General features: G+C 66.1%; 21 protein-coding genes. 5 read left to right on the plus strand and 16 right to left on the minus strand.

Translation table 11 applies throughout. The annotated features are described in order from the left end of the window. Nucleotides 1-159: 159 nt before the first annotated feature. Nucleotides 160-1797 carry a thiamine pyrophosphate-dependent enzyme gene (locus tag GUY23_RS12110; protein WP_166972642.1) on the minus strand — a complete coding sequence of 546 codons (1638 nt, stop codon included), beginning with the start codon at nt 1795-1797 and terminating at the stop codon, nt 160-162. Next, entirely contained in the window at nt 1794-2978 is a 1185-nt protein-coding gene (locus tag GUY23_RS12115; protein WP_166972644.1) for a Glu/Leu/Phe/Val dehydrogenase dimerization domain-containing protein, read from the minus strand. Before GUY23_RS12115 ends, GUY23_RS12110 begins: the two co-directional genes overlap by 4 nt. Nucleotides 2979-3113: 135 nt before the next feature. Between GUY23_RS12115 and GUY23_RS12120 the strand changes: the two genes are divergently transcribed. The 3 genes from GUY23_RS12120 to GUY23_RS12130 all read left to right on the plus strand — a co-directional run bounded on the left by GUY23_RS12120 (nt 3114) and on the right by GUY23_RS12130 (nt 4701). Continuing rightward, on the plus strand, nt 3114-3572 hold the full coding sequence (locus GUY23_RS12120) for a bleomycin resistance protein (RefSeq protein ID WP_166972646.1): 459 nt from the start codon (nt 3114-3116) through the stop codon (nt 3570-3572). Between the two features lie 3 nt (nt 3573-3575). Further along, on the plus strand, nt 3576-3968 hold the full coding sequence (locus GUY23_RS12125; RefSeq protein WP_166972648.1) for a VOC family protein: 393 nt from the start codon (nt 3576-3578) through the stop codon (nt 3966-3968). Nucleotides 3969-4035: 67 nt separating this feature from the next. Further along, the gene (locus GUY23_RS12130) at nt 4036-4701 is read left to right on the plus strand and encodes an SDR family oxidoreductase (protein WP_166972650.1); all 666 of its coding nucleotides are present in this window, start codon (nt 4036-4038) and stop codon (nt 4699-4701) included. Nucleotides 4702-4810: 109 nt separating this feature from the next. Here GUY23_RS12130 and GUY23_RS12135 read toward each other — a convergent pair whose 3' ends face one another. The 14 genes from GUY23_RS12135 to GUY23_RS12200 all read right to left on the minus strand — a co-directional run bounded on the left by GUY23_RS12135 (nt 4811) and on the right by GUY23_RS12200 (nt 19707). After that, entirely contained in the window at nt 4811-5398 is a 588-nt protein-coding gene (locus GUY23_RS12135) for a TetR/AcrR family transcriptional regulator (RefSeq protein WP_166972652.1), read from the minus strand. 75 nt (nt 5399-5473) lie between these two features. Beyond that, on the minus strand, nt 5474-6808 hold the full coding sequence (locus GUY23_RS12140) for a M16 family metallopeptidase (RefSeq protein WP_228282269.1): 1335 nt from the start codon (nt 6806-6808) through the stop codon (nt 5474-5476). A 62-nt stretch (nt 6809-6870) separates the two neighbouring features. Continuing rightward, nucleotides 6871-9099: a polyribonucleotide nucleotidyltransferase gene (locus GUY23_RS12145; protein WP_166972654.1), complete on the minus strand. Its 2229-nt coding sequence runs from the start codon at nt 9097-9099 to the stop codon at nt 6871-6873. A gap of 356 nt (nt 9100-9455) precedes the next feature. After that, nucleotides 9456-9725 (minus strand): 30S ribosomal protein S15, encoded by a 270-nt coding sequence (gene rpsO, locus GUY23_RS12150; protein WP_166972656.1) that lies wholly within the window; start codon nt 9723-9725, stop codon nt 9456-9458. 90 nt (nt 9726-9815) lie between these two features. Next, entirely contained in the window at nt 9816-10754 is a 939-nt protein-coding gene (locus GUY23_RS12155; protein WP_166972658.1) for a bifunctional riboflavin kinase/FAD synthetase, read from the minus strand. A 157-nt stretch (nt 10755-10911) separates the two neighbouring features. Continuing rightward, entirely contained in the window at nt 10912-11283 is a 372-nt protein-coding gene (locus tag GUY23_RS12160) for a hypothetical protein (protein ID WP_166972660.1), read from the minus strand. Then, nucleotides 11273-11926 (minus strand): hypothetical protein, encoded by a 654-nt coding sequence (locus tag GUY23_RS12165; RefSeq protein ID WP_166972662.1) that lies wholly within the window; start codon nt 11924-11926, stop codon nt 11273-11275. Before GUY23_RS12165 ends, GUY23_RS12160 begins: the two co-directional genes overlap by 11 nt. A 99-nt stretch (nt 11927-12025) precedes the next feature. Beyond that, nucleotides 12026-12946 (minus strand): tRNA pseudouridine(55) synthase TruB, encoded by a 921-nt coding sequence (gene truB / locus GUY23_RS12170; protein ID WP_166972664.1) that lies wholly within the window; start codon nt 12944-12946, stop codon nt 12026-12028. A gap of 11 nt (nt 12947-12957) precedes the next feature. Continuing rightward, entirely contained in the window at nt 12958-13821 is an 864-nt protein-coding gene (locus GUY23_RS12175; protein ID WP_166972666.1) for a ligand-binding protein SH3, read from the minus strand. Nucleotides 13822-14085: 264 nt separating this feature from the next. Then, nucleotides 14086-14520 (minus strand): 30S ribosome-binding factor RbfA, encoded by a 435-nt coding sequence (gene rbfA, locus GUY23_RS12180; protein ID WP_166972668.1) that lies wholly within the window; start codon nt 14518-14520, stop codon nt 14086-14088. A 176-nt stretch (nt 14521-14696) separates the two neighbouring features. Continuing rightward, nucleotides 14697-17591: a translation initiation factor IF-2 gene (infB, locus tag GUY23_RS12185; RefSeq protein ID WP_166972670.1), complete on the minus strand. Its 2895-nt coding sequence runs from the start codon at nt 17589-17591 to the stop codon at nt 14697-14699. A gap of 130 nt (nt 17592-17721) precedes the next feature. Beyond that, the gene (locus GUY23_RS12190) at nt 17722-17997 is read right to left on the minus strand and encodes a YlxR family protein (protein WP_166972672.1); all 276 of its coding nucleotides are present in this window, start codon (nt 17995-17997) and stop codon (nt 17722-17724) included. Nucleotides 17998-18156: 159 nt separating this feature from the next. Further along, entirely contained in the window at nt 18157-19119 is a 963-nt protein-coding gene (nusA, locus tag GUY23_RS12195) for a transcription termination factor NusA (RefSeq protein WP_166972674.1), read from the minus strand. Nucleotides 19120-19242: 123 nt separating this feature from the next. Further along, nucleotides 19243-19707, minus strand: a complete 465-nt coding sequence (locus GUY23_RS12200; protein ID WP_166972676.1) for a ribosome maturation factor RimP — start codon at nt 19705-19707, stop codon at nt 19243-19245. 142 nt (nt 19708-19849) lie between these two features. Here GUY23_RS12200 and GUY23_RS12205 point away from each other — a divergent pair, with 142 nt between their 5' ends. Both GUY23_RS12205 and GUY23_RS12210 read left to right on the plus strand, forming a co-directional pair. Continuing rightward, the gene (locus GUY23_RS12205) at nt 19850-20812 is read left to right on the plus strand and encodes a hypothetical protein (RefSeq protein WP_166972678.1); all 963 of its coding nucleotides are present in this window, start codon (nt 19850-19852) and stop codon (nt 20810-20812) included. Then, nucleotides 20809-21828, plus strand: coding sequence for an aminoglycoside phosphotransferase family protein (locus GUY23_RS12210; RefSeq protein WP_166972680.1), 1020 nt, complete (start codon nt 20809-20811; stop codon nt 21826-21828). Before GUY23_RS12205 ends, GUY23_RS12210 begins: the two co-directional genes overlap by 4 nt. The last annotated feature ends 20 nt before the right edge of the window (nt 21829-21848 follow it).

The following is a 21848-nucleotide window of genomic DNA, read 5'->3' on the forward strand; positions in this document are numbered from 1 at the left end:
CTTCATTTCGACCCTATCCCAGGGTCTCATCTCGGACAACAAGGGGTCCGCGGCCTCTATTCCATTTCCCATGAAAACGCCGGAAAACCTGTCCGAACCTCACCCGCCGACGACTTCTGCCGACACAATTCCCACATGTCGAGATCGCCGCCGAGGTGGTCACGCCGGGAGCATCGCCTCCCCCGCCCGCGATCGCTCGGTGATGTGGATGAGCGTCGGCCCGTCGTGTTCGTCAGCGTCGAGCAGGGCCGTGAGCAGGTCCTCCTCGCCGTCGACGTGGACCCCGCGTGCGCCCATCGCCTGTGCCAGCGCCGGAAAGTCCGGCCCGGTGAGGACGACGCCGGAGGGTGTGTCGCCCCGGTCGGCCATCTCGTTGCGGATCTCCCCGTAGCCGCCGTTGTCGACGATGACGAGCGTGACCTGCACTTTCGCCTGCACCGCAGCGGCGAGTTCGGCGATGGTGAACATCGAACCACCGTCGCCTTCGATGGCGATGACCCGCGCCGAGGTGGCCGCGAGCTTCGCGCCGATCCCCGCCGGCAGACCGTAGCCGAGCGTCCCTGCTCCCGCCGGGTAGAGGAACCGGTCCCCCGCCCGTGCCGCCCAGCCCGTCTGCACGCCGTAGTAGCAGGCCATCGTCGAGTCCGCCGCGACGATCACGGGCGATTCCGCCTGCGCGGTGAAGGAGTTGAGTGCTCCGCACAGGTCCGCCCATGGTCGGCCCGAATCCTCCGCCGCCGAGGCGGCCGCAGCCTTCCGCTGCCCGGCCCATGCCGCTGCCGCCCGCGTGGCCTCATCGGCACGGCGAGAAGTCAGCGCGGCATCGAGTCCGGTGGTGGCAGATTCCGCGTCGGCGAGGATCGGGTGGCTCACCTCGGCGTTCGTGATCATCTGCACCTCGTCGATGTCGATGCGAACAACGGTTTCGGGCAAGGGCAGCGGTTCGGGCCAGAAGTCGCTGGGGGCCAGTTCGGTGCCGATGGCGATGACGGCATCGGCGCCGTCGAGCAGCTCGGGCAGGCAGTCGAGGACTCCGACGGCGCCGAGGCAGAGAGGTTCCCTGTCGTCGATGATGCCCTTCGCGTTCGAGGACAGGATGATCCCCGCTCCCAATGTCTCGGCCAGGTCGAGGATTGCGGGACCGGCGGATCGGGCTCCGGCACCGATGATGATGAGCGGATGTCGGGAGGCCGCGATGGCCTCGGCGGCGGCCTCAAGCGTCTGCGGATCGGCGGTCGGACGAGGACGGGCGATGGAAGGGTGCAACCGTCCGTGTCCTGTGGTGTCGATGAGGTCGAGCGGGATCTCGATGGCCGCGGGTCGGGTGCGGCCCGCGCGCATGGCCGACAGGCTCTGAGCGACGGCCAGAGACACTTCGCCGGGGCTGGTAACTCGCGTGACCTCGGTGAGCACGGCCGAGAGTGCACCCGACTGGTTGCGGACTTCGTGGAGGAGTCCATTGCCGCGGCCGGGGTGGTTGACCGGCATGCCGGGGCAGACGAGGAGGATGGGCACCGAGTCGGTGAAGGACTGGAGCAGCGCGGTGAGGGCGTTGAGCACGGCCGGACCTGTGGTGGTGACGACGACGTTGACCTCACCGGTGACCCGCGCCGCACCGTCGGCCATGTATCCGGCGCCCTGTTCGTGGCGAGGCGAGATGATCTCGATGCCGTGCGCACTCAGTTGTGCGAAGATCTCGAGGTTGTGGGTGCCGGGAATGCCGAAGACGCGCGTAATGCCTTCGGCTTTGAGTGCCCTGGCCAGGTGGGCGCCGCCGGTGAGTTCCTGCGTGGTCATGGCTGTCCCTTCGCCTGCGTGGACAGCTCGTCGGCATGGAGCTCGGCGAGGTTTGCGTCGACCTTCGCCTGGGCGGCCGCGCGGAGGCTGATGCCCTGGTCGTGGGCGGAATCGAGCACCTCGGTGGTGAGTGCGCGCAGGGTCTCAGTGACGATAGTGCGGCTGTCATCCCAGCTGCCGTCGACGTCGCCGAAGGTCACCCACCACCACCAGGCGTTCGTCGCCGAGTTCGCGAGGAAGTCGGGGACGACGGTGACTTCGCGGGCCAGCAGCGCTTCTTCGGCGGCCGGGAGGACGGGCATGTTCGCGGCCTCGACGATGAGCGAGGCCCGGACCGATTCGCAGTTCTCGGGCGTGATCGCATAGCTCACGGCGGCGGGGACGAGGACATCGGCCTCGGTGGCCAGCCAATCGTCACGATCCCCGTCGCGGTCATCGGCCCGCAGTGTTGCACGGTCGATCCCACCGAAGGAATCACGCGTGGCCAGCAGGGTTTCGACATCGAGTCCGTCGGGGTTCGACACGAACCCATCGGCGTCGGCGATGCCGACGATCCGCAGTCCCGCCTCGGCGAGGTAGCGGGCGGTGGCCCCGCCCATCGACCCGAATCCTTGGATGACGGCGGTGGATTCGCTCGGCTCCCGGCCAGCCGCTTCGAGTGCAGCGATCACCGAGGTGGCCACGCCGAGTCCACCGACGAGTTCGTCCTGGGCGATGCCGTCGACGACGGTGGTGAAGGATCGTTCCACGCGCGCCGAGGCGGCCGCGGGGTCATCGAGGAGTTTGTAGACGGCGGTGAGTCCCGAGCCGAGGCCACGACGCTCGAGGATCTCGTCGATGTCGTCCTGCCGGACTCCGAGGTCTTCGCCGAGCGCCCAGTAGGAGTGCATGATCGGGTTGACCGCGACGAGGAACCGTTCGAGGACATCTTTGGCGCCGGGTGCTCGGGGATCGAAGTCGATGCCGCCCTTCGCGCCGCCGACGGGCACATAGGCCCGGCCTTCGCGGAGGTGAATGGCTTCCTTGCGAGTCATCCCCTGGGCAAGCCCGCGCACTTCCTCGAGAGTGCAGCCCTTGCGCATGCGCAAGCCGCCCGAGGCGGTGCCGCGCACGAGGGTGTCGATGACGACGAAGCCTGTCGCGCCGGTGGCAGCATCCTGCCAGGTGATGTCCATGAACATGGGGCCTCCAGGAGGTCGGCGAGTACGAGGAAAGGTCTGAGCGTTACTGAATCGCGGTTCAGTAATGCGTCAGTTCTCAGTCTGGGCGCTCGACGCCTTCTCAGTCAAAGACAGGTTGTATGCGACGATGACTGCATGGTGAAGACCCCGCACATTCCGTCGCTGGTACCTGAGCTGCTGATCAGCGATATCGGAGACAGCGTTGACTTCTGGTGCGAGCTCTGCCGGTTCGAGGTCATGTATGAGCGTCCGGGAGAGGGATTCGCTTACATCGCCAACGGATCGGCCCACATCATGTTGGAACAACACGGAATCGGGCGCAATTGGATTGCGGGGGACCTCCAAAGACCGTTTGGACGAGGCATGAACCTCCAGATCGCAGTCGCCGACACACACGCCATCGCAGAATCACTGAACGACGCTTCTTACCCGCTCTTCGCCCCGCCCGAGACGAAGTGGTATCAGGTGGGCCGCGGCGAAGAGGCCGGAGTCAGACAATTCCTCGTCGCAGATCCAGACGGATACCTTGCCCGTTTCCAAGAGTCGATCGGGCGCCGGAGGGCGCACCAATCCGCGACAACAAGTGAGGAATGACACGTGCCCGGAATCCATCATGTCGAAGTATGGCTCGCCGATCTCGAAAACGACCTGCAGGAGTGGGGTTGGCTGCTGGGCCGGCTCGGGTTCACACTCATGGCGGAGTGGGAGAACGGACAGTCTTGGAGCGCGGGCGGGGCCTACCTGTCGCTGACGACATCACCGAACTCGACCGCAGTCCCGCACGATCGGAGGCGGCCGGGCGTCAACCACCTCGCGTTCAAGGCGTGTGACCCGGCAAACGTCGATTCGGTCATGAACGAAGCCCCTGAGCACGGCTGGTTCCCGCTCTACCACGACCGATACCCCCACGCCGGAGGAGAGGAACACTACGCCGGATGGATAGAGAACTCGTCCGGCTTCAAAGCTGAGATCGTCGCTGAGTCTGGCTGAGCGCTCCAGAGCCACCACCACCGGCTGAGCGGTTTCCACCGCTGCGGCCAGTAGCTAGGATCGGCGTATGCCGACAGCCCTCATCACCGGAGCCAGACGAGAGAACAGCATCGCCGCAGGGGTCTCCTCCCGCCTGGAGGCCGACGGGTGGACCGTGCTCACGAGCGACATCGACTATGGCGACTATCCCTGTGACCTGTCTTCGGCCCGACAAGCGCAGGAGCTGATAGGTCGGGTCCGGAATGACCACGGCACGGTCGAAGGGCTTGTTCTCAGCCACGCGCACGATGAGGAATCCGGAATCCTCGACACCACAGCAGAGAGCTTCGACCAGCACATCGCGGTGAATGCCCGCGCCTCACTGCTCCTTATCGCAGCATTCGCACGGCAGGTCGGAGAATCTGGCGGAGCCGTCGTCGCCTTCACCAGCGATCACACCACCGGCAACCTCCCGTATGGTTCGTCGAAAGGAGCGCTCGACCGCATCGTCATCTCGGCTGCCCGAGAACTCGGACCCAAGAAGATCTCCGCCAATGTGGTCAACCCGGGCCCGATCGACACGGGATGGATGGACGAAGAGACCAGGACCGGGCTGATTTCCTATCAACCGCTCGGCCGAATGGGGACTCCGCGCGACATTGCCGCCGTCACAGCGTTCCTACTCTCCGGCGAAGGCAGATGGATCAGCGGCCAGCTCCTCTCCGCAGACGGCGGCTTCTCAGCTCGCTACTGACCGGGCGAAGCCGTGATCCGCGCGGATCTTTGGTCATTCCACCGTGTTTTCGGCGACGAGATCACGGCGGATCGACCAAACAATTTCCGTCCAGCGCCACGCGGACCGATCACCCGAGCTCATGGGTGAGGAAGTCAGCGACCCACGCCCTCAGCTGCCCGGCGTCGACGGCCTCCGGATTGACCATCATCTGAATGGCAAGTCCGTCGAGGAAAGCGAGGATGCGGGTTGCGCTCGCATCGGTGCCGCCCGTGGGAGCGGTGCACTCCCCCGCGGCGATGGCCTCCTCCATGAGGCGCACGAGGATCGACTTCCATTCCCGGTCCAGTCCCGCGAACGTCGCCTTCAGTGAGTCGTCGAAGAGACCGGCGGACCAGCCGTCGATCCAGATCTTCCAGCTGCGCGATGTTCCGGTGGGCAAGTACCAGCCGACCACCGCCCGCAGTCGTTCACGCACCGGGCCCGATCCGCTCGACAGTTCCCGCGCACGATCGATGTCCTGCCGACCTGCGTGGTCGAAGGCCTCGGTGACGAGGGCCTCCTTCGTCTCGAAGTGGTAGATGATGAGGCTGGCGCTCAAGCCGAGGCGTGCGGCGACGTCGGAGACGCGCAGGGTGCGCAGGCCGGCGGCTTCGATCTCCTCGACCGTTGCCGCCAGGATCTCTTCCCTGCGCGCCGCCGCGTTCTTCCTCGCCATCTCCCGATCTGCCTTCAGTGTCTTCTCAACCAGCATCCCACGAACCGAAGCAGTTCCACGGCACGTCGACGATGGTCAGGGCAGTGCGACCTCGGCAGCGGGGCCGACCATGGCCAACGCCTTGGGCCGGGCCAGCAGGCGGCCGGCCATCTCGCTGACCTGCTCCGACGTGACAGAGCGGACGCGTTCGATGAGATCCAGCGGGGCCTCGAGCGGCAGACCGAAGATCTCCGACCGTGCCAATCGATTCATCCGCGCGGCCGAGGACTCGAGCCCGAGGACCATCGAACCGGACAGCTGGGACACGATCTCGTCGAGCTCGAACCGGCTCGGAGCCTCCTGCGCCAACCGGTTCCATTCGGCCAATGCCAGATCGACGACGGCCTGCGCGTTCTCGGCTGTGCATCCGGCGTAGATGCCGAAGGTTCCCGTATCGGTGAACTGGCTGGCCACACAGTTCACGGCATAGGCCAGTCCACGCTCCTCGCGCACGCTCTGGAACAGTCGCGAGGACATTCCACCGCCGAGCATCGTGAGCATGACCGAGTAGATGAACCGGTCCTCGTGGCCTTCCTCCAGGCCCTCGCAGCCGAGCATGATCCCCAGCTGTTCGATGTCCTTGACGGTGTGGGAGGTCCCCGAGTGGAACTCCGGACGCACACGTGCGGCCCCGCCCAGGTGCGATCCCTTCGCCACCGAGGTGGCTCCGCCGAGCGAGGATTCCGGACCGGCACCGGCCACCGAGGCGGCCCCACCAAGCGAGGATTCCGCGCCCGCCCCCGCGCCCGACCAGACGTCGGCACGGGACCCGAGCCCCGCCTCGGCGAGGGCGTCCTCGACCATCGTCAGCACGTCTTCGTGGGTCGTTCCTCCGGCGGCCGCGATGACCAGCCTCGGCGGAACATACGTCGAGGCGTAATGATCGATGACCGTATGATGCCCGAGCACGCGGATCTGCTCCTTCGTCGCCCCTACGGGACGGGCCAGCGAATGCTGACCGAAGACGAGGGCATCGAAGTCGTCGAAGAGCACATCGCCGGGATCATCGGCCGACATCGCGAGCTCTTCGATGATGACACCGCGCTCGCGTTCGAACTCGTCAGCATCGAGCTGTGAGTTCGAGACCATGTCGATGAGCAGCCCGGTGATGTTCGGCAGGTCAGTGACCAGGCACCGCGAGTAGTAGCAGGTGAGCTCCTTCGCGGTGATCGCGTTCGAGTCCCCGCCGGTGCGGTCGAAGGCCGCAGCGATCGACTTCGCATCCCGCGACCCCGTTCCCTTGAACAGCATATGTTCGAGGAAGTGGGTGGAGCCTGCGGTCTCGGCGGATTCGTCACGGGATCCCGCGGCGACCCAGATGCCGATCGTCTCCGAGGCCAGGCCCGGCATGTATTCGGTGGTCAGCGTCAAACCACCGGGGAGGACAGACCGATCGATTCGGCTGCCCTCCCCGGTGTGTGAACTATCCAGTATCAGTTGTCTGATCCCTCGTCGTTCGACTCGGACTCATCGGAGTCCTCGGTGACCGGGGCGAGCGAGAGCTTGCCGCGGTCGTCGATCTTCGTGATCTCGACCTGGACCTTCTGACCCACGCCGACGACGTCCTCGACGTCCTCGACGCGCTTGCCGTCGTTGAGCTTGCGCAGCTCGGAGATGTGCAGCAGACCGTCCTTGCCCGGGGTCAGGGAGACGAAGGCGCCGAAGCTCATCGTCTTGACCACGGTGCCGAGGTAGCGTTCGCCGACCTCGGGGACCTGCGGGTTCGCGATCGCGTTGATCATCGAACGGGCGGCCTCGGCGGCCGGTCCGTCGGTGGCGCCGATGAGGACGGTGCCGTCGTCTTCGATGCTGATGTCCGCGCCCGTGTCCTCCTGGATCTGGTTGATCATCTTGCCCTTGGGACCGATGACCTCACCGATCTTGTCGACGGGGATGTTCACGGAGATGATCCGCGGAGCCGTCGGTGCCATCTCGGCAGGAGCGTCGATCGCATCGGCGATGACGTCGAGGATGACCATGCGGGCCTCGCGGGCCTGCTTGAGCGCGGCACCGAGCACCGAGGCGGGCAGGCCGTCGAGCTTCGTGTCCAGCTGGATCGCGGTGACGAAGTCCCGGGTTCCAGCGACCTTGAAGTCCATGTCGCCGAAGGCGTCCTCGGCACCGAGGATGTCGGTCAGAGCCGCGTATGCGGTCTGCTCACCCTGGTCGGTGGAGATGACGTCGGAGACGAGTCCCATGGCGATGCCGGCCACCGGTGCCTGCAGCGGCACACCGGCCGAGAGCATGGCCAGGGTCGAGGCGCAGACCGAGCCCATCGAGGTCGAACCGTTCGAACCGAGGGCCTCGGAGACCTCACGGATCGCGTACGGGAAGTCCTCGCGCTTGGGCAGGACCGGGACCAGGGCGCGCTCGGCGAGTGCACCGTGGCCGATCTCTCGGCGCTTCGGGCTGCCCACACGGCCGGTCTCACCGGTCGAGTAGGGCGGGAAGTTGTAGTGGTGGATGTAGCGTTTGCTGGTCACGGGCGACAGAGAATCGATCTGCTGCTCGAGCTTGAGCATGTTGAGCGTCGTGATGCCGAGAATCTGGGTCTCGCCACGCTCGAACAGTGCCGAACCGTGCACACGCGGGATGACGTTGGTCTCGGCGGTGAGCGGACGGATGTCCTTGAGCCCACGACCGTCGATGCGGATCTGGTCGGTGAGGATGCGCTTGCGCACGACCTGCTTGGTCAGAGCGTTGAGCGCGTTTGCGATCTCCTTCTCACGGCCTTCGAAGCGCTCCCCGAGCTTTTCGAGGAGTTCGTCGAGGAGGGCGGAACCGGCGGCATCGCGCTCCTGCTTGTCGGCGATCTGGAAGTTCTCGGTCTGCTTCGCCTCGCCGAGTTCCTTCACCGCTTCGTAGACGTCGTCCTCGTAGTCGCGGAAGACGGGGAATTCGACGGTCGGCTTCGCGGCACGATCGGCGAGTTCGGACTGTGCGCGGCACAGCTCGGCGATGAAGGGCTTGGCGGCTTCGAGACCTTCGGCCACGACCTCCTCGGTGGGGGCCTTGGCGCCGGTCTTGATCTTGTCGATGGCGTTGTCAGTGGCCTCGGCCTCGACCATCATGATGGCGACGTCGTCACCGACCACGCGACCGGCGACGACCATATTGAACACGGCGTCCTCGAGCTGCGAGTGGTTCGGGAAGGCGACCCACTGGCCGTCGATGAGCGCGATGCGCACACCACCGATGGGGCCGGAGAACGGCAGACCCGACAGCTGGGTCGACATCGAGGCCGCGTTGATGGCCAGGGCGTCGTAGAGGTGATCGGGGTTGACCGACATCACGGTGACGACGACCTGGACCTCGTTGCGCAGGCCCTTGACGAAGGACGGGCGCAGCGGGCGGTCGATGAGACGGCAGGTGAGGATCGCATCGGTCGAGGGGCGTCCCTCGCGGCGGAAGAACGAACCGGGGATGCGCCCCGCGGCGTACATGCGCTCTTCGACGTCGACGGTCAGGGGGAAGAAGTCGAAACCCTCACGGGGGTTCTTGCCGGCCGACGTGGCCGAGAGCAGCATGGTGTCGTCGTCGAGATAGGCGACGGCGGATCCGGCGGCCTGCTGAGCAAGGCGTCCGGTCTCGAAACGGATGGTGTGCGAACCGAAGCTGCCGTTGTCGATATGGGCAACGGCGGATTCAGGGTTGAGTCCCACGTAGTCTCCTCTGTTGTGCCGGCACACGGCGACCCTCGGCGCTCGAGGATCGTCCTCGAGGCATGAGACATCGCTCTGCTCGATGCAGTGCACGATTCCGTGTGGAACCGGCGGGATATTTGCTTCGGACACCCCATGGATCCAAGCCGGTCATCGATCGGGGCCCACGGAACCGGCACGGCATACCGTCTGCAGAGGCAGACAGCTGCGGTGCGCATTCCTCCGGAGGCCACTACCGAAGACCGAAACGTCCATGTCAGGGTTGTCCGCCCCCGAGTCTACCGCAGAAGCACGAAAGCGCCCCACCCGAAGGTGGGACGCTTCCGTGATGCAGCTGGAATCAGCGGCGCAGCGAATCAGCGGCGCAGGCCGAGGCGCTTGATGAGCGAACGGTAGCGCTCGATGTCGACCTTCTGCAGGTACTTGAGCATCCGGCGACGCTGACCGACGAGCAGCAGCAGGCCACGACGCGAGTGGTGGTCGTGCTTGTGATCCTTGAAGTGTTCGGTGAGATCCGAGATCCGGCGGGTCAGCAGTGCGACCTGAACCTCAGGAGAACCGGTGTCGCCCTCGTGAGTTCCGTATTCCTTGATGATCTCTTGCTTCACAGCAGTGTCGAGAGCCATGGGTTCTCCTTCGTATCGTTGCGCGGCGCGACGACCTGAAATCATCGCACTATGGGACCGCGGCCGGTGAAAACGGCAGAGATCAGCTTATCAGGTGTGCAGGACCTCGCGCACATCGGCGATGTCCTCGTGCATCTGCACGATGAGGTCGTCCATGCCGGTGAAGGCGACCTGGCCGCGGATGCGGGCGACGAATTCGAGAGTCATCTCACGGTCGTAGACGTCGAATTCGCCGAATTCCTTATCGAGCACGTAGGCCTCGACTCGGCGGGAACTGCCCTGGAAGGTCGGGTTCGTGCCCACAGAGATCGCGGCCGGATACGACTGACCTTCGCCGGAGAACGTGGCGCGGCCGGCGTAGACGCCGTCGGCGGGCACGAGCCCGGAATGGTCGTCTGAGAGGTTCGCCGTCGGGAATCCGAGGTCACGTCCGCGGGCGTCACCGTGGACGACGGTACCGTGGACGGCGTGGTAGCGGCCGAGCTGATCGGCCGCCTCGGCGACGTCACCTGAGGTGAGCTGTTCGCGGATCCGGGAGGACGAATACCGTCCCCCGCGCCCGACTTCGTCGATCGTCTCGGTGCGGAAGCCGTAATCGTCGCCGAGGCGGCGCAGCGTCTCGATGGTGCCTTCGTTGTCGCGCCCGAAGCGGACGTCGTCGCCGACGACGACGATGCGCGCCTTGAGTGCCTCGACGAAGTAGGTGCGGACGAATTCCTCGGGCGTCTGGGCGGCGAAGTCGAGGTCGTAGGGCTGGATGAGGAGGGCGTCGATGCCGGTGGCGGCGATGAGTTCGGCCTTCTGCCCGCTGCTCGTGATCATCACGGTCGGGTCCTCGGGCCGGTGGACGGTGCGCGGGTGGGGGTCGAAGGTCATCGCGATCGACGCCAGTCCCTCTTCCCGGGCGCGGGCGGCGACGGCTGCCAGGACAGTCTGGTGTCCGCGGTGGACGCCGTCGAAGTTGCCGAGGGTGACGACGGTGCCGACATCGTCGACGTCGACCTCATCGAGTCCGTGATACAGCTTCACCAGACGATCGCTCCTTCCGTGCACCGACTCAGATTATCGCAGACATGATCGCGCTCCTAACCCGCACCTCGCCGAGGTGGCCCCGCCCGATCTCGGTCGTCAGGTGACCGTCCGGTCGGGGCGGGGTCGGCGACCGTCTGTTCAGGCGATGCCCTGTTCAGGCGATGAGGGCCCAGCCGATGACGCCGATGAGGGAGGACAGGGCGATGGAGACGAAGGTGCCGATGATGAACCGCTCCCCCGCCGCGGCCGAGGATTTGATCTCGGCGAAGCGGCCGAGTCCCTTCACCGCGATGACCACGGCCATGAGTTCGGGTCGCCCGAGGACGATGGCACCGGCGATGAGGGCGCGTTCGACGATGCCGATCCACATGCCGCCGCGCAGGACCTCGACGTCTTCGGCCCCCGTGCGCTCGGGCTTGTGGCCCGGGCCGGAATGGGTCACGCGCAGGAACGCCGGCACGAGCGGCCACCCGACGAGGGCAGCGACTGCCGCGGCCGCGATGGCGACGAGGACGTCAGTCCACATGGGCGCCACCTTCCATCTGCCTGAGTTCAGCTGATTGCCTGAGGTGATATTCGGAAAGCTCTTGGGCACCGGCGACGATCTCGGCGGTGCCCGAGGCAAGCACTCTGGATACGGCCTGCTGCGAGACCCCGAAGAATGCGGCGATCTCGGCTTGGGTCGCATCGGGGTGGTCGAGTCGGTGGTCGACGTAGCCGCGCGAGTGGGTGCGCAGCTCCCCCAGCGTGTTCACGAGCAGGCGCAGGGCAGCCTCGGCGAGGGTGCGCTCGGTGGATTCGCGCTCATTGAGCGGTCGGTCGGTGGACTCTCCCTCGCTGCGGACGACGAGGTGGGCGGGCGCGGACTTCGCGGATTCCACGGCCTGTCTGGCCGCATAGAACGCCTGCCCTCTGGCTTCGGTGGTGGCCGTCGGCAGCGGCCGCTCGACATCACCGATACCGAGGCCGATGTGCCAGCCTGAGGCAACGGCGATGCGGCGGATTGCCTCGGCGACGGCGGCCGGATCGTCGAGAACGCCCTGAACCTCATCGCCGATCGTGCGGGCGAACGGGATGACGGCGTCGATGGGCTCGAGTACCGCGAGGACAGCAGGCACGGCATCATCACTCGAGCGCGAGTCCTGCTGGTCGATGGTGAGGACGTACATGACTTCAGTACACCAGAATTCGCACCGGTGCACAAGGTTTTTGATTGTATTTCTTCAATACAAGCTAATCAGTTGTGCTTTGTGAACAGCCGTGGCGGCTCAGGCGAGGTCGATGGCGAAGGCGGTCAGCGACTTGAGACCGCCGTCGCGGCGCACCTCGGCGACGGAGACGAGCACGTCATCGCAGATGACCGCCACTACCGAGTCTGCGCTCGCGGACGAGCCCTCGGTAGCCACCACCTTGCCCTGCATGAGTGCGATGGCCTGCTCCGTCCGGACAGTGACGACGGGCAGGAAGGTGCGGGCCGCCTCGGCGAGGGGCATGAGTGCGGGGGGCGCAGTGTCGAGATCGGCGGGCAGAGTCACCGCCTGGTCGAGTTCGAAGTCGCCGACTCGAGTCCGGCGCAGCGCAGTGAGATGCCCGTAGACGCCGAGGTCGGTGCCGATGTCGCGGGCCAGGGCACGCACGTAGGTTCCCGAGGAGCAGTCGACCTCGACATCGACATCGATATGGCCGTCGGCGGCGGAGAAGCGGATGTCGATGATCTCGAACGAGGAGATCTCGACGCGGCGGGCCTTCAGCTGCACGTCTTCGCCGGCGCGCACACGCGCATAGGAGCGTTTGCCGTCGACCTTGATCGCCGAGACCGCGCTGGGCACCTGGTCGATGGGTCCGCGCAGCTTCGCGACAGCGGCTTCGATCGCCGGAGTGTCGACGGTGGCGAGGTCTGCGGGCACGGCGAAGCAGTCGGGTCCGGAGTCCGCGTCATCGGTCGGGGTCGAGGACCCGAGGCGGATCGTCGCCAGATAGGTCTTCGAGACTCCCGTGATATAGGTGAGCAGCTTGGTGCCGCGGCCGAGGCCGAGCACGAGCACTCCGGTGGCCATCGGATCGAGGGTGCCGGCATGACCGACCTTCTTCGTTCCGTACCAGCGGCGGATGCGGGAGACCACACCATGGGAACTCAGGCCCTGCGGTTTGTCGCAGACGAGGATGCCCTGCGGGGAAGATTCGCTCACGAAGGCAGGAATCAGTTGAAAGAGGCGTGCACGTGGTCGAAGTGGTTGGCCGTGGCGGAGCCGCGGTCCTCCATGCCCTTCCAGCCCTTTCCGGGCATCCAGATGCGCTGCTTCCAGATGACGTACTTGACGTTGAGGCTGCCCTGGTTCTTGATGAGGTATTCGGCGATGCGGTCGCCGGTGGATCCGGTGATCATGATGTCCACAGCCTCACCGGTGTTGTGATCCGAACCGGTGCCCGGGCGGCGTCCGCCGAAGGTCTTGACCTCGGGGAACTTCGCGCACACGGCACGGTAGCCATTGACGGCGTTCGGCAGCAGGCCGGATTCGATCGAGGAGGACACGCTGCACGGCGGAGCCGAGGTGTCACTCGAAGTGCCTTCGCCCTTCTCGGACTTCTCATCCGAGGATGAGGAGTCATCGCTCTTGCTCGAGGAGGCCGAGGACTCTGTGGTCGGCTTCGGCTTGGGTGTCTTGACGTTGAGCGTGGTCTTCGAGGACTTGTTCTTGTACTTCGGATCGTCCTTGACCTTGTCGAGGTACTCTTCGCCGGCCTTCTCACGCTGTTCGTCGAGTTCGTCCTGGCTCACCTGCGAGGGGCTGGTGGATTCCTCGGAGGTGGTGTTCGCAGCCTCGGTGGTGACGTTGCCCGTGTCGGGCGGTCCCATGACGACGGTCGAACCGACCACGGCTGCGGTCGCGGCCGCCGGAACGGCGATGGCAGCGACGACGGGACGCTGCTTGACGGTCGCCAGCACGGAAGTCGCCGTCGACGGCACGTTCGCTGAGTGCCGGCCCGAGGAGCGCTTGTTGGGAGTGAGATCCCGGACGAGCTGCTTCGCGAACGACGGCTTCGGTGAAGAGTGCTTACCCAATGCAGAATTCCCTTAACAGAGTCGTAATCGTTTCGTTACCGGAAAAAGTCTACGACACCATGCAAAGATAACAAAACTGTTACAGGAAGTTTTTTTCCGCACGTGACGAAGATCAAGCCTTCGGTGCAGCCGCCCCGACCACCGGGCGAAGCCATCGGCAGTGACAACATCGCAGTTCAGTTCGCGCCAACATCGCAGGTCAGGTCCGTCCGCATCGCAGCTCAACCCACAACCGCGGCAACGGTGGCCTGCGTCCACGACGCCTCAGTCCTCGTCGGTGCCGTCGGTCTTCTTATACGGGTCGGATTCTCCGGCAGGCTGCGCATTCTTCGCCAGGCCCGCCACACGGGCATCGTCGGCGGCGGCCTGAGCCAGCAGTCCGTCGAGCCGGGCGGCCGCCTCGGGGACGGCATCGGCGATGAATTCGAGGCTCGGGGTCAGACGGATCGTCAGGCCCTTGCCGACCTCGGAGCGGATGAATCCCTTTGCGGATTCGAGCGCCTTGCCGGTGCCGACGAGGTCCTGGTCATCACCGTAGACGGTGTAGAAGATCGTGGCGTGCTGGAGGTCGCCGGTCACCCGCACATCGGTGACGGTGACGAAGCCGAGGCGCGGATCCTTGAGCCTGCGTTCGATTGTGCTCGCGACGATGACCTTGATCTGGTCGGCGATCTTGCGAGCCCGAGTCGGGTCTGCCATGGTTCGTGTCCTTTGTGTCGGGGCCGGAGCAGTTCTTCAGGCCCAATGGTAACTGTGGAATCGACGCGGCTCCGGCCGGTCCCGTCATGGAACCGGCCGGAGCCTTCGAAGTCGACTCTCTGCGGTCAGGAGTCCTACGCGATGAGGAATCCGCCGCGATCAGTTCGCGGATGCGATCAGTCGCGCGGCTTCTCCTGCATCTCGAAGGTCTCGATGATGTCGCCTTCGCGCAGGTCGTTGAACTTGCCGAGTCCGATACCGCACTCGTAGCCCTCGCGGACCTCGGTCGCGTCATCCTTGAACCGACGCAGCGATTCGATGCTGACGTTGTCGCCGATGACGACACCGTCGCGGGTGACGCGAGCGGTCGAGTTGCGCTTGATGAGACCGTCGCGGACGATCGAACCGGCGATGTTGCCGAACTTCGACGACCGGAAGACCTCGCGGATCTCCGCGGTGCCCGTCTGGACCTCTTCGAACTCGGGCTTGAGCATGCCCCTGAGCGAGTTCTCGATGTCGTCGATCGCCTGGTAGATGACCGAGTAGTAGCGCACGTCGACGCCTTCGCGGTCGGCCAGGTCGCGAGCCTTCGCTTCCGGACGGACGTTGAAGCCGAGGACGATCGCGTTGTCGACCGTGGCCAGGTTGATGTCGTTCTCCGTGATCGCACCGACGCCGCGGTGGATGATCCGCAGGTCGACATCGTCGCCCACATCGATTTTGAGCAGCGAATCCTCGAGCGCCTCGACGGCACCGGAGACATCGCCCTTGAGGATGAGGTTGAGCATGTCGACCTTGCCCTCGGCCAGTGCCTTGGTGAAGTCCTCGAGGCTGATGCGCTTGCGACCGCGGGCCTGAGCGGCATTGCGCTCGATGGCGTCGCGCTTCTCAGCGATCTGCCGGGCGGTGCGATCGTCATCGGTGGAGATGAACGAGTCCCCGGCACGCGGAACCGAGGAGAGACCGAGCACCTGGACGGGACGGGACGGACCCGCCTCGTCGACCTGGTTGCCGTTCTCATCGAACATCGCACGCACACGTCCGTAGGCAGTGCCGCAGACGATGGCGTCACCCTGACGCAGGGTGCCGGACTCGACGAGGACGGTCGCGACAGCACCGCGGCCCTTGTCGAGCTTGGCTTCGATCGCGATGCCGCGAGCGGACTTGTCGGGGTTGGCCCGCAGGTCCAGTGCAGCATCGGTGGTCAGCAGCACGGATTCGAGCAGCTGGTCGATGCCTTCGCGCTTGAGCGCGGAGATCGGCACGAACATCGTCTCGCCGCCGTATTCCTCGGCCACGAGGTTGTATTCGGTCAGCTGCTGCATGACCTTGGCCGGGTTCGCCCCGTCCTTATCCACCTTGTTCACGGCCACGACGATCGGCACTTCGGCCGCTTGAGCGTGGTTGAGTGCTTCGATGGTCTGCGGCATCACACCGTCATCGGCGGCGACCACGAGGATTGCGAGGTCGGTCGACTTCGCACCGCGGGCACGCATGGCGGTGAACGCCTCGTGACCCGGGGTGTCGAGGAAGGTGAGCTTGCGCTCCTGACCCTCGTGTTCGACCTCGACCTGGTAAGCACCGATGTGCTGAGTGATGCCACCGGCCTCACGACCGGCCACATTGGCCGAGCGGATGGCATCGAGCAGCTTGGTCTTACCGTGATCGACGTGACCCATCACGGTGATCACCGGCGGACGAGCCTGGAGATCCTCGTCGTCTTCCTCAGCGGCTTCCGCGTCGAGGTCGATGTCGAAGGTCTCGAGCAGCTCACGGTCCTCGTCCTCGGGTGAGACGATCTCGATCTTGTAGCCGAGCTCCTCGCCGAGGACCTCGAAGGTCGCCTCGTCGAGGGACTGGGTGATCGTCGCCATCTCACCGAGGTGGAAGAGCACGGTGACGAGGTTCGTCGGATCCGTGTTGATCTTCTCGGCGAAGTCGGCCAGCGACGAGCCGCGACGCAGACGCAGCGGCGTGTTGCCGTCTCCGCGCGGAACGGTGACTCCACCGACCGAGGGAGCCTGCATCTGCTCGAGCTCTGCGCGCTTCGCCCGCTTCGACTTCCGTCCCTTCTGACGGGGACCGCCGCCGCGGCCGAAGGCACCCTGGGTGCTTCCGCGACCGCGACCTGAGCCGCGACCACCGGGGCCGCCGCCGGGTCCGCGACGAGGACCGCCGGCAGGGGCTCCGCCTGGGCCACCGGGACCGCCTGCGGGAGCGTTGCCGCGTCCGCCGCCGCGACCACGGCCGGGAGCGGGCTTATTGAGTGCCGAGTTCTTCAGCATCGACGGGTTGGGGCGCGGTGCACCGGGACGCGGTGCAGGACGCGGGCCGCCCGAGGACTCGTCGCCGCCCGAGCGGGGCTTCTGACCCGGCTTCGGCATTCCCTGCGAGGGTGCGAACGGGTTGTTGCCGGGGCGTCCGCCCTGGCCACCCTGACCGCCGGAGCGTCCACCGGGCTTGGGACCGCGGCCGCCGGGCTTGGGCATTCCCTGCGAGGACGCGAAGGGGTTGTTGCCGGGACGAGCCGAACGGCCTCCGGGCTTCGGGGCACCGGGCTTGCCGGCGCCGCCGGGCTTCGGAGCTCCGGGCTTCGGAGCTCCCGGCTTCGCTGCGGCAGCGGGCTTGGGTGCTCCGGGCTTCGGTGCGGACTTCGCCTCGGGTGCCGAGGGCTCGGCGGACTCGGTCGGTGCCGGGCTCGCTTCGGCCGCCGGCTCAGCGGCAGGCTTCGGTGCGGACTTCGCAGCGGGGGCGTCCGCCTCGGCGGGGGTCGGCTTCGCTGGGGTCGACTTCGGTGCCTGCTTCGCGGCGGGCTTGGGTGCGGGCTTCGCACCGGGTTTCGGGGCTCCGGGCTTTGCGGCCGGCTTCGCGGACTTCTTCGCGCCGGAGGACTTCTGGCCCTCGGCGGATCCGGAATCGGCGAAGGCTTCCTTCACCCGGCGCACGACGGGCGCTTCGAGTGTCGAGGAAGCAGAGCGAACGAATTCGCCCATGTCCTGGAGCTTCTCGAGGACGTTCTTACTGGTTGTGCCGAGCTCTTTCGCGAGCTCATGGACACGGGGCTTTGCCACAGTTCTCCTGTCCGGGTTCCTTCCCGGTCAGGAAAGAACCTCATCAATGAAGAGCAGTACTCATTTCACTGCTCTCTCGATTTCCGTCTGGGTGTCATCGTGCGACACTCACAACTTGTCATCCATTCGGCTACCCGTTCTCTTTGGGTTCGGTATCCGGCCCCGGAAGGTCCGAGGCGGTGATCTTCGTTCGAAAGGCTCGAGCGAAGGCGGCAGTGGTCCGTGCCTTCGTCAGGCACTTCTCATCGGGATGTACCCAGGCACCACGTCCGGGAAGTGTCGCTGACACGTCGTGGACGACGGCCGGGTGCTGATCGGGACGGAACACGAAGCGTGTCAGTGCGTTCCGATCGTCCTTCTGCCTACAGGCGATGCACGTCCTTACGGGTCCATCGCCAGCATTCACAATCAATGATTCTACAGCACCGGCACCCCGGCTCGCGCCATGGGTCCAGTGGTGCGAATCACTCGCCGAAGCGGTTGGACTGCGACGATGTCGCTGGCAGGCCGCCTCGGCGGGGTCGGTCCACCGCCTCGGCGGGGTCAGTCCGCCGCCTCGGCGGGGTCAGTCCGCGGCGATGATGTCGATCTTCCAGCCGGTGAGCTTTGCGGCCAGGCGGGCGTTCTGCCCTTCCTTGCCGATGGCCAGCGAGAGCTGGTCGGAGGGGACGACGGCGCGGGACTCCTGCGCCGCTGCGTCGAGGATCTCGACCCGCTTGGCCTTGGCCGGCGAGAGTGCGTGGGCGATGAACTTCGCGGGGTCGTCGGAGTAGTCGACGATGTCGATCTTCTCCTGGCCGAGTTCGTTCATCACCGCGCGGACGCGGGATCCGAGCTCGCCGATGCACGAGCCCTTCGCGTTGACTCCCGGTTTCGTGGCGCGCACCGCGAGCTTCGTGCGGTGGCCGGCCTCGCGGGCCAGCGACACGATCTCGACGGTGCCGTCGGCGATCTCGGGCGCTTCGTGGGCGAAGAGCCGGCGCACGAGGTTCGGGTGGGTGCGGGAGACGGTGACCGAGGTGCCCTTCTGGCCCTTGTGGACGTCGGCGATGTAGACGCGCATCCTCGTGCCGTGCCGGTACTGTTCGCCGGGGACCTGCTCGTGCGGGGGCAGCACGGCCTCGACATCGCCGAGGTCGATCTGCACCATCTGCGGGTCGTTGCCCTGTTGGATGGTGCCCGAGGCGATCTCCCCCTCACGGCCTTTGAATGTCCCGAGGAGCGACTCGTCCTCGACGTCGCGCAGACGCTGGTGGATGACCTGGCGGGCGGTCTGGGCGGCGATGCGGCCGAAGCCTGTGGGGGTGTCGTCGAATTCGCCGATCGGGTTGTCGTCGTTGTCGAACTCCACGGCGAGGATGCGCACTTCGCCGGTGGACTTGTCGAGTTCGGCACGGGCGTCGGGCCAGGCGCCTTCGGTCTTCTGGTAGGCGAGGAAGAGAGCCTGTTCGATGAGTTCGACGAGGGTGTCCAGCGGAATCTCACGCTCTCGTTCGATCACGCGCAGAACATTGAGATCGATGTCCATGTGCCTATGTCCTCTCCGGCTCATTCGAGCATTGAATTGTCTGTGTTCACTTATGCAGGCGTAACAGTCTATCCCAGTCTCCGCCCGCATCCTGTCAGCGAGGGCTCAGCCGCCTCGGCGCCGTCAGCGGAACTTCAGTTCGACCTGAGCCTTGCGGATGTCGTCGAGGGGGATCGTCCGGGCCTCCCGCTTCGCCGGATCCGTTCCCGAGATCGACCCGTCGGCCACCTCGGCGAGGTCGAGTTTGAATGTGTCCTTCTTCGTGGTGATGTCGAGGCGTCGCCCGATGACGCGCCGGAAGTGGCGCGGCGTCTCGAGTTTCCGGGTCGCCCCCGGGCTCGTGACCTCGAGCTGATAGGGCTTGTCGCGGAAGATCTCGACCTCGTCTAGGGTGTCGCTGACGATCTTCGTCGATTCGGCGATCTTCTCCATCGACATCGGCTCGGTGCTCGACTCGTCGAGGTCGACGACGACGGTGAGGGTGCGACGGGGGCCGGCGGCGACGGCCTTGACGTTCTCCAGGTGGAATCCCGCCGATTCCAAGGGCGGTGCGAGCAGACCCGTGATCCGTTCGACGTCCTCGTCCATTTCTCCTCCTCTTCGCTGGCCTTCCCGCCCGCCGAGGTGGGGCGGAGGGATCCGACGGTCGGCCCGTTTCGCCTGCTGACCGCCTATCCCCCACCCTAAGCGACAGCCTCGGTCGACGTTAAGCATCCGATAGGATTGCCGTATGCGTTTTCCCGTCAGCCGCCGAGCCCTCCTCACCGTCGGCGTCAGCGGCGCGGGCCTGGGTCTGCTCAGCGCGTGCGGGCTGCGGTTGGACAACGATCCCGACGTCCCCACCCTCGATTCCACGCAGCAGCTGCGCAATCGCATCTCCCGCATCCTTGCCTCGACGACTCCAGGTTCGGGTGACCCCGAAACTGCAGGTGAGGACCTCGCCGCGTTCACCAAGGCGATCGGTCCGGAATGGAATCCGCCGAGCGAGCTCGCCACCGAACCGGCACCGACCGAAGAGGATCGGACCTTCGTCGAGGCCGCCGAGGCGGTCTCGCAGGCCGTGTTCGAAGCATCGTCCCAGCTCGGCTCGGGACTCATCCCGGTGCTCGCCGATGTGGCCACCGGCATGACGCTCGTGGCCGGTGAGAAGAAGCCCGAGCTCGTCACCACCGCCGCCGAACTCATCAGGGACGGGGCCGATGAGGCCAGCGACAAGGGCAAGGGCTCCGGCAAGAGCGAAGGCTCGGACACCGACGACGCCTCTACCGAAGATGACGCCCGTACGAAAGTATTCAACGCGATCCTCGACCAGTCGCGGGCCGCGGCCTACGGCTACGAGCGGCTGGCGGTCCACCTCGAGTCGAAGTCAGCCGAACGGGAGGGTGCGCTGGCCCGGCTCGAGTCCCTCGGCTCGCTCTCGGGCCAGATGCTCGAAGCCCTCGGTGAGGCGAAGGCGGATCCGAACGCGTCAGCGTGGAAACTCGACCCCAGCCCCACGGATGCGCAGTCGGCGAAGGAGCTCGCACTGGGCCTCGAGGACGGGCTCGCCTCGGCGCTGCTGCCATGGTTGGACGGGGACACCTCGGCGGTCCTGCGCCTGTGGGAATCGGCCAAGGCACGGGCGATCTTCGCCCGATCGCAGCCGCTGCGCTACGAGTACGGCGAGGCCGGTCAGGCGGAGGCGAAGAAGTGAAGGTGCCGCCCGTCCTCTACCGCTCGACGCGTGACATCATCGGCGAATACCGCACGGATGCGTGGGTCGCCGCACTCGACTATATGGCCAATGAGGTCCTCGACCGGTGGAAGCTGCGCTTCGACGATGTGCCCGGCGCCCCGTGGGCCGGCTGCGAATCGCTGGTGATTCCCGTGCTGACCCAGGAGAACTATCAGGGGGTGCTGCGGTTCGCGGCGCCGACCTCGGCGCATACGGCCGCGCATGCGCAGGTGCTGCGGGCGCTGAAGATGTGGAACGGGCACGGGGCGGTGCGCGTCATCCGCGATGACCGCAGCTTCCGGGTGACCCTGCAGGAGCGGCTGCGGACGAAGGACAATCTCTCGGTGCTGCCGCTGGCTGATGTGCCTCCGGTGTGGGGTGCCCTGCAGCGGTCGTTGGAGATTCCGGCGAGTACGGAATTCCTGCGGGTCCAGGATGTCGTCGCCGGGTGGCTGGGCAGCTTCGATGCCGATGCCGGCCTGCTCACCGGGTGGTCGGAGGCCGGTCCTCAGGATTCGCTGCTGCTGTCCTTCGCGCGGAACTGGATGCAGACCCTGGCGGCGTCGGACGAGAACTGGCTCATCCACGCTGACCTGCACTATTACAATATCCTCGCCGGCAACCCGGACCCGACGGGAGTGTCGACGTGGAAGGCCATCGACCCGCAGCCGCTGGCAGGGCCGACGGCGTACACGATGGCCCCGGTGCTGTGGAACCGGCTGGCGGAGATTCCGTCCGAGCATCCGCAGGCGCAAGCGGCCTGGCTGCGCGGATTCGCCACGGATCTCGCCCTGTGCGCGGGCATCGATCCGCAGTACGGGATGGGCGCGACCGTGGCCCGGGAGATCACGAACATGTTCTGGTACCTGCGGGCGGCCTCGGGCGGATCGCAGTCGAGCCTGGCCGATGCGGCCAGGTCCCTGTGGGTCGCGCGCGCCCTGTCCGGCGCCGACGTCGCCGGAGTCAACGCCCACGCCCTCAAACCCATCGGCTGATTGCTACCTGACGGCGGCGC

The sequence above is a fragment of the Brevibacterium atlanticum genome, assembly GCF_011617245.1.
Lineage (GTDB): Bacteria > Actinomycetota > Actinomycetes > Actinomycetales > Brevibacteriaceae > Brevibacterium > Brevibacterium atlanticum.